Annotated in this window: 10 protein-coding genes; 5 read left to right on the forward strand and 5 right to left on the reverse strand. The window is 72.1% G+C overall.

The genetic code is table 11. From position 1 onward, the window contains the following. Positions 1-11 precede the first annotated feature (11 nt). From ACFSL2_RS05095 to ACFSL2_RS05110, 4 genes are all read right to left on the reverse strand, one after another. A complete protein-coding gene (locus ACFSL2_RS05095; RefSeq protein WP_377196804.1) occupies positions 12-836 on the reverse strand; it encodes an ABC transporter ATP-binding protein in 825 nt (274 codons plus the stop codon). Next, the gene (locus tag ACFSL2_RS05100) at positions 833-2,815 is read right to left on the reverse strand and encodes a dipeptide/oligopeptide/nickel ABC transporter permease/ATP-binding protein (protein ID WP_377196805.1); all 1,983 of its coding nucleotides are present in this window, start codon (positions 2,813-2,815) and stop codon (positions 833-835) included. The genes ACFSL2_RS05095 and ACFSL2_RS05100 overlap by 4 nt, the downstream gene beginning before the upstream one ends. A 1-nt stretch (position 2,816) precedes the next feature. Continuing rightward, a complete protein-coding gene (locus ACFSL2_RS05105) occupies positions 2,817-3,773 on the reverse strand; it encodes an ABC transporter permease (RefSeq protein WP_377196806.1) in 957 nt (318 codons plus the stop codon). A 110-nt stretch (positions 3,774-3,883) separates the two neighbouring features. Further along, entirely contained in the window at positions 3,884-5,485 is a 1,602-nt protein-coding gene (locus ACFSL2_RS05110; RefSeq protein ID WP_377196807.1) for an ABC transporter substrate-binding protein, read from the reverse strand. Between the two features lie 126 nt (positions 5,486-5,611). On the opposite strand from ACFSL2_RS05110, the gene ACFSL2_RS05115 reads away from it, so the two are divergent. From ACFSL2_RS05115 to ACFSL2_RS05135, 5 genes are all read left to right on the forward strand, one after another. After that, positions 5,612-6,367, forward strand: coding sequence for a FadR/GntR family transcriptional regulator (locus tag ACFSL2_RS05115; RefSeq protein ID WP_377196808.1), 756 nt, complete (start codon positions 5,612-5,614; stop codon positions 6,365-6,367). Beyond that, positions 6,364-7,419 (forward strand): Gfo/Idh/MocA family protein, encoded by a 1,056-nt coding sequence (locus tag ACFSL2_RS05120; RefSeq protein ID WP_377196809.1) that lies wholly within the window; start codon positions 6,364-6,366, stop codon positions 7,417-7,419. The genes ACFSL2_RS05115 and ACFSL2_RS05120 overlap by 4 nt, the downstream gene beginning before the upstream one ends. Beyond that, the gene (locus ACFSL2_RS05125) at positions 7,416-8,516 is read left to right on the forward strand and encodes a Gfo/Idh/MocA family protein (RefSeq protein ID WP_377196810.1); all 1,101 of its coding nucleotides are present in this window, start codon (positions 7,416-7,418) and stop codon (positions 8,514-8,516) included. The genes ACFSL2_RS05120 and ACFSL2_RS05125 overlap by 4 nt, the downstream gene beginning before the upstream one ends. Beyond that, positions 8,516-9,295, forward strand: a complete 780-nt coding sequence (nagB, locus tag ACFSL2_RS05130; protein WP_377196811.1) for a glucosamine-6-phosphate deaminase — start codon at positions 8,516-8,518, stop codon at positions 9,293-9,295. Before ACFSL2_RS05125 ends, nagB begins: the two co-directional genes overlap by 1 nt. Before the next feature lie 249 nt (positions 9,296-9,544). Next, entirely contained in the window at positions 9,545-10,816 is a 1,272-nt protein-coding gene (locus tag ACFSL2_RS05135) for a sialidase family protein (protein ID WP_377196812.1), read from the forward strand. A gap of 12 nt (positions 10,817-10,828) precedes the next feature. Here the strand turns inward: ACFSL2_RS05135 and ACFSL2_RS05140 are convergent, their stop codons facing one another. Continuing rightward, the gene (locus ACFSL2_RS05140; RefSeq protein WP_377196813.1) at positions 10,829-12,934 is read right to left on the reverse strand and encodes a heavy metal translocating P-type ATPase; all 2,106 of its coding nucleotides are present in this window, start codon (positions 12,932-12,934) and stop codon (positions 10,829-10,831) included. Positions 12,935-12,964: the final 30 nt, after the last annotated feature.

Genomic DNA, 12,964 nt, shown 5'->3' on the forward strand with positions numbered 1-12,964 from the left:
GACGGGCTGTCTCAGAGGAGGGCGGGCGCCGCGGCGAGCAGCGTGCGCGTGTACTCGTGCCGCGGGTCGTCCAGGACCTGCGCCGCCGGTCCGGACTCGACGATTCGGCCCGAGCGCATGACCACGATCTCGTCGGAGACGTGGCGCACGGTCTGGATGTCGTGGGAGATGAAGACCATGCCGAGGCCCAGGTCGTGCTTGAGGTCGGCGAGCAGGTTGAGGATCTGCGCGCGGACGGAGACGTCGAGCGCGGACGTCGGCTCGTCGGCGACGATCACGTCCGGCTCGAGCGCGAGCGCCCGGGCGATCGCCACCCGCTGGCGCTGACCGCCCGAGAGCTGGCCGGGGAGCGCGTCGAGCACCGACGACGGCAGACCCACGAGGTGCGTGAGCTCGCGCACCCGGGCGGTCCTGGACGCCGGTGTGCCGACGTCGTGCACGTCGAGCGGGTCGCGCAGGGCTTCGCGCACCCGCATGCGGGCGTTGAGCGCGGTGGCCGGGTCCTGGAAGACGACCGAGACGACCCTGCCGATCTCCCGACGTACGCGGGGTGTGGAGGAGCGCACCGCGGCGCCGCGGAAGCGGACCTCGCCCGAGGTCGGTACCTGCAGGCCGACCAGCACCTTGGCCATGGTGGACTTGCCCGAACCGGACTCTCCCACGATCCCGAGGGTGCGGCCGCGGCGCACCTGCACCGACACGTCGTCGACGGCGTGCACCCGGTTCGCCCGGAAGAGGGTGCCGGTACGTGCCTTGAAGACGACGTGCACGTCGCGCAGCTCCACGACGGGCCGGTCGGGCCTGGCCGGTGTGCCTGGCGTGGTGGTGCCGCTCATCGCTGTGCTCCGATCGTGGTGGGGGCGCCGGGCGAGGCGACGAGGTGGTCCGGTGCCCCGTAGAGCGCGCGCAGCACGGGGCGCACGCCGAGTCCCCGCTCCGGGTGCGACGAGCGCGGGGCGAACCGGTCGCCGGCCGGGAAGTCGCGTGGGGTGGGGACGGTGCCGGGGATCTGGTGCAGCCGGGTCGACCGGGACTCGATCGACAGCACCGCGCCGAGCAGGCCCTGGGTGTACTCGTGCCGCGGATCGAGGAGCAGCTCGCGGGTCGGCGCCTGCTCGACCACCTGGCCCGCGTACATGACGGTGATCCGGTGCGCGATCTCGGCGACGAGCGCGAGGTCGTGGCTGACGAACACCATGGCGAAGCCGAGCTTTTCGCGCAGGTCGTCGAGCAGCTCGACCACCTGTGCCTGGACGGTCACGTCCAAGGCGGTGGTCGGCTCGTCGGCGATGATCAGGCTCGGGTCACGGGTGAGGGCCATCGCGATGAGCACCCGCTGGCGCTGTCCGCCGGACAGCTCGTGCGGGTAGCTCTTCAGGGTGCGCTCCGGGTCGAGGCCGACCAGCTCCAGCAGATCCTCGGCCGTGCGCGTCCCGCCGCGCCGGGTGAGCTGCTTCAGCTGCGCCCGCACGAGCATCGACGGGTTGAGCGAGCTCAGCGCGTCCTGGTAGATCATCGCGGTCTCGGTGCCCCGCAGTGCCGCCCGCTCGCTCGGCGACATCGTGAGCAGGTCCCGGCCGCGGTACAGGATCTGACCGCTGACCTGGGCCGACGAGTCGAGCAGCCCCATGACCGCGAGCGACGTGATCGACTTGCCGCAGCCGGACTCGCCGACGAGTGCCATCGTCTCGCCCGGGCGGACGGAGAAGGACACGTCGTCGACGACGGCGACGTCGCCGTGCCGCTCGGGGAACCGGATCGAGAGGTTGCGCACCTCGAGCAGCGGAGCCGTCTCGCCGTCGTGGACCGGCCGGTCGGTGCGCAGCTCCTCGGCGGCACGGAGCATCGCCAGGCGGCTCGCGAGGGGCACAGCGGGCTCGGCGGGCGTGACGTCGGGGTCGACGTCCTCGACCTCGGGCACGGCGGCGCTGTCCGCTGCGGCGTCCGCCCGTGCCGCACGGCCGGCACGTGGCGCGGCGACCATCGAGTCGGTCAGGCCTTCGGACAGGACGTTCAGGCACAGGACCGTGAGCATGATGGCCGCGCCGGGGAAGAACGTCGCCCACCAGTAGCCGCCCATGACGAGGTCCCGGCCGGCGGCGATGACGTTGCCCCAGGACGGCTCGGGGTCGGGCACGCCCGCCTGGATGAAGGAGAGCGACGCCTCGAAGATGATCGCGTCGGCGACCAGGACGGTGGTGAACACCAGCACCGGCGCGGCGCAGTTGCGTGCCACGTGCCGCGCGAGGATCCACCAGGTCCGCGCACCCATGACGCGCGTCGCTGCCACGTAGTCCTCGCCGTACTGGTCCAGCACGTTGGCCCGCACCACGCGGGTGAGCTGGGGCGTGTACAGGAACGCGATCGTCAGCACGAGGACCGGCAGCGAGCGCCCGAACACCGAGACGAAGACGGCGGCCAGGGCGATGCCCGGGAAGGACATGATGATGTCGAGCACCCGCATCAGGGTCTCGGAGACGGCCTTGGTCGCCGTCGCGGCGATCGAGCCGAGCACCGCGGCGGCGGCCAGCGCGATGGCCGTGGCGCCGAGCCCGATGACGAGGGAGTACCGGGCGCCGTACACCACGCGGGCGAAGACGTCGCGGCCCTGGCGGTCGGTGCCGAACCAGTACTCGCTGCCCGGGGCCTGCACGGGGGTGCCGGTGGTGAGCGGGTCGTGCACCGCGACGAGCGGGGCGAAGGCCGCGGCCAACACCACGAGGAGCACGAACGCGAGGGAGACCTTGGACCCGGCCGGCAGGGCACGGAGGCGCAGGGCCGGCTCCGAGAGTCGTTCCGTGAGGTGTCGTCGCACGTCACACCGTCCTGATTCGTGGGTTGACGAGTACGTAGAGCATGTCGACGACGATGTTCACCAGCACGAACGCGAGGGCGACCGCGAGGGTCACGCCCTGCACGAGGTTCGGCTCGTTGTTGGTGACGCCGTTGAGGATGAGGGTGCCCATGCCCGGCAGGGCGAAGATGACCTCGATGACCACAGCGCCGCCGATGAGGTAGCCGACCCGCAGCCCGAGGACGGTGATGGGGGTGATGAGCGCGTTGCGCAGCACGTTGCGCCCGACGACCACGTGCCGCGGGAGGCCCGCGCCGATGGCGGTGCGCACGTAGTCCTTGTCGAGCTCCTCGACGACGGAGGTCCGCACCACGCGGGTGAGCTGGCCCACCACGGGGACCGCGAGCGCGAGCGCCGGCAGGGCCATACGGGCGAGGTAGCCGGCCAGGTCGACGCCGGGGTCGGGCAGGGGGCCGCTGGCGGGCAGCGCCCCCGTGCCGAGCGTGACGGCCTGGATGAGCAGGACGGCCAGCCAGAACGACGGCGTGGCGAGGGACGCGACCGAGAGGACGCGGATCGCCTTGTCGGGCCAGCGGTCGCGGAAGAGCGCGGCGACGACGCCGAGCAGCAGGGCGAGGAGCGCTGCGACGGCGAGCCCGATGAACGTCAGCTCGAGGGTGATCGGCAGGGCGCGCACCACCTCGTCGGCGACGGGGGTCTGCCGGGCGCTGAAGGTGCCGAGGTCGCCGCGCAGGAGCCCGCCGAGAAAGCCGAGGTACCGCACGAGCAGCGGGTCGTCGAGCCCGTGGGCGTCGCGGTAGGCCTCGCGCGCCTCGACCGAGGCCCCCTCGCCGAGGGCTTGGATGGCCGGGTCGACCTTGGAGAACGACATCACGACGAACACGAGGAACGTGATGCCGAGGATCATGATCGGCAGCTGGAGGAGGCGGCGGCCGACGAGCCGCAGGAGCGCGTTCACCGGGGTCCTCCGTCGGTGGTGGTACGGGGCATGGTGCGTCCGTTCTGGTGTCCCGGTCCTCCCGCCACGTGGGCGGGAGGACCGGGGGCGGTACGGGTGTCAGGCGTGCGTCAGCCGACCTGACCGACGTCGAGGAACGACAGGCCGGTCACGGGCAGGGGCTGGAACCCGGACAGGCGCGAGCCGTCCCAGGCGGTGGGCAGGCTGCGGTGCAGCAGCGGGTACAGCGGGACCTCCTCGGACACGAGGTCGAACGCCTGGTTCCAGAGCTCCTGCTGCTCGTCGCCGGAGGTGCGCACGGCCTGGTCCAGCAGGTCCTGCAGCTCGGCGAACCGCGGGTCGTCGTCCCAGCGGTAGCGGGACTGCGACCAGACGTTGTCGCCGTACCACCAGCGCATGAGCAGGTCCGGGTCGTTGCCGAAGACCGACGGGTCGCCGGGAGCGACCATGACGTCGAGGTCGCCGTCGTCGACCTTGGTGTACTGGCCGCCGGACTGACCGATGTCGAGGGTGGTGTCGACGCCGATGGCGTCGAGGTTCTCCTTGATCAGGGGTGCGAGGTCGGCGACCCAGCCGGTGTCGGTGGTCAGCAGGTCGATGGAGAGGTCCTTGACGCCGGCGTCGGCGAGCAGCTGCTTCGCCTTTGCCGGGTCGTAGGCGTAGGTGGTCGACGCCGCGTGGTAGTTGGGGTGGTTCTCGGGCAGGAAGCTGGTCGCGGCCGCACCGTTGCCCAGGAGCCCGGTCTCGATGAGGGCGTCCATGTCGAGCGCGTAGAGGAGCGCCTGCCGGACCCGCACGTCGTCGAACGGCTCCTTGTCGGTGTTGAACATCATGAAGAGCGTGCCGAAGGACTGGACCGACTCGACGTCGGACGTGCCCTCGAGCGTCGGCAGGTCGATGTAGGGGACGTCCTCGATGGCGGCCACCGTGCCGGAGCTCATCGCTGTGACGCGTGCGGCGGGGTCGGACAGGAGGTTCCAGACGAGGCCGGCGGCCTGCGCCGGGCGGGGCCCGGTGTAGTCGTCGAAGCGTTCGAAGGTGATCTTGTCGTCGGGGGCCGCGTGGGTGATCGTGAACGGGCCGGTGCCGACGGGCAGGGCGTTGAACGCCTCGTAGTCGGCCTCGACGAGCTTCTCGGGCACGATCTTGACCGCGGACAGCCGCTCGGCCACGAGGCTGAACGGGTACTTGAGCTCGATGGACACCGTGTCGTCGTCGACGGCGGTGACCGTGTCGACGAAGTCGACGAACTCCGCGTAGAGGGACTCGCTCTCGGGGTCGAGCACCCGCTCGAAGCTGTAGACGACGTCGTCCGTCGTGACCGGGCTGCCGTCGTGGAACACGGCGCCGTCACGCAGGTCGACCTCGTAGTGGGTGTCGTCGACCTGCTGCGGCAGGTCGGCGCCGAGCGCCGCGTAGACGTCACGCGTCGCGGGGTCGAGCTCGGTGAGTCCCTCGAACACGTGCCAGTTCGCCGCTACTGTCACGGCACCGGTGGTGGTCATCGGGTCGAAACCACCCGAGAGGGAGTACGAGATGCCGGCCTCGATCACCGCGTCCTGGTCGACCTCGCCGGGGACGGCTCCGTCCCCGGCCGGGCCCTGCGCGGTGCCGCCGCCCGAGCAGGCGGCGAGGCCGAGGGCCACGACCAGGCCTGCCGCGGCGGTCGCGACGGTGCGACGCCGGGGAGGTGAGCTGACATGAAGCGTCATTGATTCTCCTGACAGTGGGATCAGAACAGTCGGATCAGACCTCCTCGAACCTCTGCGGAGAGGGAGGACATCTGATGTCTGATGTTGTGTAGCATGACACTAGGACCAGAAACCGAAGGGGTCAAGATGGCGACACCGCGGGACACCACCGCACCCGGATCGACGGGGACCGAGACACGAACCACCATGACGGCCACCCCACGGCGGACCACGACCGCCGACCAGATCAAGGACTTCATCCTGGGCGAGGGCTTGCGACCGGGCGACCCGCTGCCCACGGAGACGGCGCTGTGCGAACGGCTCGCCGTGTCCCGCTCGAGCGTGCGCGAAGCCATCCGCACGCTCTCGACACTGGACATCGTGGAGGTCCGGCACGGACACGGAACCTTCGTGGGCCACATGTCGCTCGACGCGCTCGTCGAGTCGCTCGTCTTCCGCGGCGTGCTGAGCCCTGGCGACGACCTGCGGGCACTGCGGGACGTGGTCGAGGTCCGGCAGGCCCTCGACCTGGCGATGGCCGAGCGCATCGTCGACAGCCTCGCCGGTACCAGCAACCGGGACCTGCACGCGCTCGTCGACGAGATGGTGGCGGCCGCCGGCCAGAGCCGCAGCTTCGCCACCCAGGACCGCGCGTTCCACACCGGGCTGCTCGCCCGCCTCGACAACTCGCTCGTGGGCCAGCTCGTCGCCGCGTTCTGGGACGTCCACACGGCGGTGATCCCCAAGCTGGGCATCTCCGTCGCCGCGGACCTCGTCCAGACGGCGCGCGCACACGGCGAGATGATCTCCGCGGCCGAGGCGGGCGACGTCGAGGCGTTCCGCACCGCGGTGCTCTCCCACTACGAGCCGATCGACCGCGCGCTCGAGGGGAAGACCGCGTGAGCGGGGTGCGACGCCGCGCTCGCGCCCCGGTCGGCCTCGCGGTCGTCGGTACCGGCGCGTTCGCCCGCGAGCACCTCACGACCCTGGCGGAGCTGCCGGACGCCTCCGTGCGCTGGGTGGTCGGTCACGACCGCCACCGCGCGGCGGCCCTCGCAGCCCTGGTCCCCGGAGCACGCGCCACGACCGACCTCGACGACGCACTGTCCGACGACGACGTGTCGGCCGTGGACGTCGTCACCGCGACACCCGCCCACGCCCGCGATACCGTCGCGGCAGGCCGCGCCGGCAAGCACGTTCAGGTGGAGAAGCCCGCCGCCCTGACCCTCGACCAGCTCGACGCCATGGTCGCGGCGACCGAGGGCAGCGGCACCTCGCTCGTCGTCGGCCAGACCGTGCGGTTCCAGCCCGCCGTGGCCGCGCTCGCCCGGGCCGCACGGAACGGCGACATCGGCACACCGCTCCTGACCCACATCTCCTGGTACACCGGGCACGCCTGGCCGGGCGGCTGGCGTGGCTGGCAGCTCGACCCCGAGCTGTCCGGCGGCCACCCGGTGCACAACGGCACCCACATCGTCGACGCCGCCGTGTGGCTGCTCGACGACGAGCCCGTCGAGGTCTTCACGCGCGGCCTGCGCACCTTCTCCCCCGACATGGAGTCGCCCGACTCGTTCCATGTCCAGCTCCGCACGGCGTCCGGCGCGCTGGCGACCCTCGAGCTCTGCTACGCGCTACGCCGTCGCGGCGAGCTGTTCCGGCGCATCGTGCTGGTCGGGACCGACGGCACCCTCGCCCACACCACGGCGGAGGAGGACGGCCTGCACTCCGACGCCGCGACGGTCGCACCCGCATCCGTCGACGGAGCGCTGCACGCCCAGCTCGCGCACTGGCTCGACGTCGTCCGCGGCGACGCGCCGCAGGTCGTGACCACGCCCCAGGTGCGCACCGCGCTCGCGACAGCGCTCGCCGCGCAACGCTCCCTGGTCTCGGGCCGCCGCGAACGGGTCGCCGACGTGCCGGGGTACGCACGAGCACCGGAAGGAGTGCCCGCATGAGCGCCGTACGGGTCGCCTTCGCATCCGGGGTACGGCACGCCGCCGACTACCTCGCCCTGCTGGCCGCCGACCGCCGGGTCGAGATCGTCGGCCTCGTGGAGGAACGAGCAGCCCCCGGCCGAGCCGCCGAGGACTCCCGCACCGTGGCCGAACGCGCACGTGTACCGTTCGCGGTCGTCGACGACGTGTCGGCCGTGGCCGAGGCGCTCGACTCCCCGGTCGACCTCGTCGTCGTGTGCGCGGAGCCCACGCGGCACGCACGCCTGGCCGCGACCCTGCTGGACTCCGGGGTCCACGTCGTCGTCGACAAACCGGTGGCGACCACGCTCGCCGACGCCGACCACCTCGTCGCGGTCGCGGCGCGGTCCGGCCGGTCGTGCGCCGTGGTGAACCGCACGCACACCCCCGCTCTGCGCCGCCTGCGGGCGTGGGTGGACGCCGGGCACGTGGGCCTTCCCCGCCACCTGGACCTGGAGTTCTTCGCCTCGGGCGCCCACTTCGCCACGTCGGTGGAACGCCCCGAGCTCGTGGTCGACCGGCAGCTGTCCGGCGGAGGCGAGATGCTCAACTTTCTGGGCTACTGCGCAGACGCGGCGCTGTTTCTCACGGGACTGCGACCGGTCGAGGTGCACGCCTTCGCCGGCGCGCTCTTCCTGGAACCGCACCGGACGGCAGGCGTGGAGGACACGGCGGTCGTCACGCTGGAGCTGGAACGCGGGGTGACCGCGACGATCACACTGGGCCGCGTTCCCTTCGCGCCCGGCGGGACGCCCACCACGTCGTCGGTGCGGCTGCTCGGGTCGCACGGCCATGCGGTGGCCGACGACGACGCGCCCGCCGTCGCGCGGTTCGGCGGCGCCGGGCGCGCCACCGTCGCCGACGACGCCGGCCAGGTCGCCGCGGCCGCCTACCTGCGGCACGTGGTCGACGCCCTGCTGGCCGGCGAGCAGCCCGACTACGGGGTCGAGGAGGCGCGTGCGACGCTCGCCGTGATCGACGCGGCCTACCGGTCGGCAGCCGCCGGCGACGTGGTCGCGGTGCGCCACGACGCTGTGCATGACGACGCTGTGCACGCCGAGGAGAAGGAGCGGGTCTGATGGAGGTTGTGATCGCGCCGGCGGGCGAGCTGGCACGGCTGGCGGCGGATGCCGTCGAGGGGCTGCTGCGGGCGAAGCCCGAGAGGGTGCTGGGGCTGGCTACCGGGTCGTCGCCGCTGGCGGTGTACGACGAGCTGGCGCGCCGGCATCAGGAGGGGCTCTCGTTCGCGCGGGTCCGCGCCTTCATGCTGGACGAGTACGTGGGCCTGGCTGCGGATCATCCGGAGCGGTACCGCAACGTGATCGAGCGGGAGTTCGCCTCCCGGGTGGACTTCGCTCCCGGCGCGGTCCAGGGCCCGGACGGGCTCGCGCAGGACCTCCCGGCGGCGTGCGCCGCGTACGAGGCGAGCATCGCCGAGGCCGGGGGCGTGGACCTGCAGCTGCTGGGTATCGGCACGGACGGGCACATCGCGTTCAACGAGCCCGGCTCCTCGCTCGCGTCGCGTACCCGGATCAAGACGCTGACGAAGCAGACCCGCGAGGACAACGCGCGGTTCTTCGGTGGGTCGGTCGAGCAGGTGCCGCGGCACTGCCTGACCCAGGGGCTGGCGACGATCATGTCGGCGCGGCACCTGGTGCTGCTGGCCTCGGGGCGGGCCAAGGCCGAGGCGGTCCACCAGCTGGTCGAGGGTCCGGTCTCGGCGATGTGGCCCGCGACGATCATGCAGCTGCACCCGCATGCCACGGTGCTCGTCGACGACGCGGCGGCCTCCCGCCTCCAGCTCGCCGACTACTACCGCCAGACCTACGCCGACAAGCCCGACTGGCAGGGCCTCTGACCGGCACTGGCTCAGGCAAGGTCGGCCCTTTGCACCGGATCCCCCAGCGGGCGGAGTCCATCGACTGACCGAACTCGACGGTCAGTCGTGAGCCCCCCAGCTCCCTCTTGACCCCTCTCCCTCGACAGAGATACATTCCGGACGTCAGACATCTGACGTCATCTGTCCAGTTCGGCACCGTCGCCGCGCTCCGCCACCTTTTGCGGCCGGCCGTCGTGCCGAAACGACACCTCCACCGGAAGGAACGGCATGAACGGACACCTCCGCAGGCCGGCGTCCCGCGTCGCGGTCACGGCGGGAGCCCTCGCGCTCCTGCTCGGCATGAGCGGGACCGCCATTGCGGCCACGCAGCACCCCGCAGCCCCTCGCCCCACGACACCCGCCCACCACTCGACGGCCGCGCCCGACTACGACGTCGCGCCACCCGCCGGCGGGCCGGGCACCTATGTCGAGCAGCAGCTGGCGACCAACGGCGAGAGCGGCTTTCCCAACTACCGGATCCCCGCGCTGACGGTCACCAACAGCGGTGACGTCCTCGCGTCCTACGACGGCCGACCCACCGCTGCCGACTCCCCCGGGCCGAACTCGATCCTGCAGCGCCGCTCCACGGACAACGGCACCACCTGGGGCCCGCAGGAGGTTGTCGCGGCCGGCAAGACCACCACGCCGATCGAGGGCTACTCCGACCCGAGCTACATCGTCGACCGCGAGACCGGCGACATCTTCAACTTCCACGTGAAGTCGTACGACGCGGGATTCGGCGGCTCGCGACCCGGCGTCGACCCCGCTGACCGCGGTGTGATCCAGGCGGACGTCTCGACGTCGACCGACGAGGGGCGCACCTGGACCCACCGCACGATCACCGCCGATGTCACGGCCGACCTGGACTGGCGCTCGCGGTTCGCCGCCTCCGGCCAGGGCATCCAGCTCAAGTACGGGCCGCACGCGGGCCGCCTGCTCCAGCAGTACACGATCATCAACGGCGCGGGAGTCTTCCAGGCGGTCTCGGTCTACTCCGACGACCACGGCACGACCTGGCAGGTCGGCGAGCCGGTCGGCACCGGCATGGACGAGAACAAGACGGTCGAGCTGTCCGACGGGCGCATCATGCTCAACTCCCGCGACTCCGCCCGTTCGGGCTACCGCAAGGTGGCCTACTCGGCGGACGGCGGGGTGACCTACGGCCGCGTGACGATCGACCGGGAGCTCCCTGACCCCACGAACAACGCCTCGATCGTGCGCGCCTACCCGAACGCGCCTCGCGGTTCGGCAGAGGCCAGGGTGCTCCTCTTCTCCAACGCAGCCTCCACCACGTCGCGCAGCAACGGCACCGTGCGGGTCAGCTACGACGACGGCAGGACCTGGCCCGTGTCCCGGGTGTTCCAGCCGGGCGGCATGGCCTACTCGACACTGGCCACGCTGCCCGACGGGAAGGTCGGCCTGCTCTATGAGCCCGACTCGGGCTACGGCGGCATCCGGTTCGCCACGTTCGACCTCGACTGGCTCCTGAACGGGGGCTAGTCCCGCAGTCGCTCACTGCCCGGTTCGGCCTCCTGGACGGAGGTCGAGCCGGCGCAGCAGCTGGGCGTTGAGCGCAACCACGACGGTCGAGAGCGACATCAGCACGGCGCCTACCGACATCGGCAGCACGAACCCGACCGGCGCCAGGACGCCCGCGGCGAGCGGCACCGCCAGCAGGTTGTAGCCCGCGGCCCACCACAGGTTCTGCTTCATCTTGCGGTAGCTGGCGCGCGACAGCTCGATCACCGACAGGACCGACCGCGGGTCGTCGCTGGCGAGGATGACCCCGGCGGACGCGATGGCCACGTCCGTGCCGGCCCCGATCGCGATGCCGACGTCGGCCTGGGCCAGCGCCGGGGCGTCGTTCACGCCGTCGCCCACCATCGCGACCTTCCGGCCCTCCCCCCGCAGCTGTTGGACCTTGGCCGACTTGTCCTCCGGCCGGACGCCGGCGAAGTAGCGGTCGACGCCCAGCTCGTCGGCGACGGACCTCGCGACCGCCTCGGCGTCGCCGGTGATCATGACCACCTGGACGCCCAGACCGTGCAGCGCCCGGACCGCGTCGGCGGACTCGGCACGCACCTCGTCCGCGAGCTTGATCGCGCCGACGACCGTGCCGTCCCGCAGGACGTGCAGGATGATCGCACCGTCGTCGCGCCAGGTGTCGGCGACGGGGAGCTCGGCCTGCCCGCTCTCCTCGAGCAGGCGCGGCCCGCCGACGCGGATCTCGCGGCCGTCGACCGTCGCGGTGACCCCCACGGCGGGCGACGACGAGAACCCCGAGGACTGCGGGACCGTCAGGCCCCGGTCCTGGGCAGCGCGCACGATCGCCTTCGCCAGCGGGTGCTCGCTGTCCGACTCCGCGGCCGCGGCGAGCGCCAGGAGCGTGTCGCCGTCGATGTCGCCGGCGGGCTGCGCCTCCGCGACCGTGGGCTCGCCCTTGGTCAGGGTGCCGGTCTTGTCGAACAGCACGGTGTCCACGGTGCGCATGCTCTCCAGCGCGAGCCGGTCCTTGACCAGCACGCCGCCGCGCGCGGCCCGCTCGGTGGCGATCGAGACGACGAGCGGGATGGCCAGCCCGAGGGCGTGGGGGCAGGCGATGACGAGCACGGTGACGGTGCGGACGACGGCGTCGTCCGGGAGCCCGACGAGCGACCAGACCAGCGCGGTGACCGCGGCGGCGCCGAGGGCGAACCAGAACAGCCAGCCGGCCGCGACGTCGGCCAGGCGCTGGGCACGGGACGACGAGCTCTGCGCCTCGGTGACGAGGCGCTGGATGCCGGCCAGCGCGGTGTCGTCGCCGGTAGCGGTCACCTCGATGCGCAGCCCGGAGTCGGTGGCGACCGTCCCTGCCGTCACGGCGTCCCCGTGACCGCGGGACACGGTGCGCGACTCGCCCGTCACCATGGACTCGTCCATCTCGGCCTGGCCCTCGACGACGCGGCCGTCGGCGGGGATGCTGCCGCCCGGTCGCACGACGACGACGTCGCCGACCACCAGGTCGGCCGGTGCGACGGTGACGATCTGGTCGCCGTCGACGCGCTCCGCCTCGTCCGGCAGGAGGGCCGCGAGCGAGTCGAGGGCCGACGTGGTCTGGGCGAGCGATCGCATCTCGATCCAGTGGCCGAGCAGCATGATCACGATCAGGAGCGCCAGCTCCCACCAGAAGTCGAGCTGGTGGTCCAGCAGGCCGAGGCTCGCGCCCAGGGAGGCGACGAAAGCGACGGTGATCGCCAGGCCGATGAGCAGCATCATCCCCGGCGTGCGGGACCGGAGCTCGCTGACCGCCCCCGTGAGGAACGGCCACCCGCCCCAGACGTACATGACCGTGCCGAGCACCGGCGAGATCGCGTTCGCCCAGGCCGCGTCCGGCAGGTGGTAGCCGAGGAGCATCGCGAACATGTCGGAGAACGCGACGACCGGTACTGCCAGGACGAGCATGATCCAGAACAGCCGGCGGAACTGGCCCACGTGGTCGCCGTGCCCGGCGTGGCCCCCGTGACCCGCGTGCTCCGCGTGCTCGTTGTGACCCGCGTGCTCGCCGTGGCCACCCTCGTGCGACGGCGCCGGATCACTCACGACCGGACGGCCGGCGTGGTGGTTGTGCGGTTCGTTCATGGATTCGCTCCTGAGTTGAGCAGTGGCACC

Origin of the sequence: Promicromonospora aerolata (assembly GCF_042682255.1) — a bacterium.
GTDB lineage: Bacteria > Actinomycetota > Actinomycetes > Actinomycetales > Cellulomonadaceae > Promicromonospora > Promicromonospora aerolata.

What these genes read in the sequence shown, in the direction of transcription:
- ACFSL2_RS05115 (WP_377196808.1), top strand. Translation starts at nt 5,612, where the DNA reads ATGGCGACACCGCGGGACACCACCGCACCCGGATCGACGGGGACCGAG.
- ACFSL2_RS05125 (WP_377196810.1), top strand. Translation starts at nt 7,416, where the DNA reads ATGAGCGCCGTACGGGTCGCCTTCGCATCCGGGGTACGGCACGCCGCC.
- ACFSL2_RS05140 (WP_377196813.1), bottom strand. Translation starts at nt 12,934, where the DNA reads ATGAACGAACCGCACAACCACCACGCCGGCCGTCCGGTCGTGAGTGAT.
- ACFSL2_RS05135 (WP_377196812.1), top strand. Translation starts at nt 9,545, where the DNA reads ATGAACGGACACCTCCGCAGGCCGGCGTCCCGCGTCGCGGTCACGGCG.
- ACFSL2_RS05095 (WP_377196804.1), bottom strand. Translation starts at nt 836, where the DNA reads ATGAGCGGCACCACCACGCCAGGCACACCGGCCAGGCCCGACCGGCCC.
- nagB (WP_377196811.1), top strand. Translation starts at nt 8,516, where the DNA reads ATGGAGGTTGTGATCGCGCCGGCGGGCGAGCTGGCACGGCTGGCGGCG.
- ACFSL2_RS05110 (WP_377196807.1), bottom strand. Translation starts at nt 5,485, where the DNA reads ATGACGCTTCATGTCAGCTCACCTCCCCGGCGTCGCACCGTCGCGACC.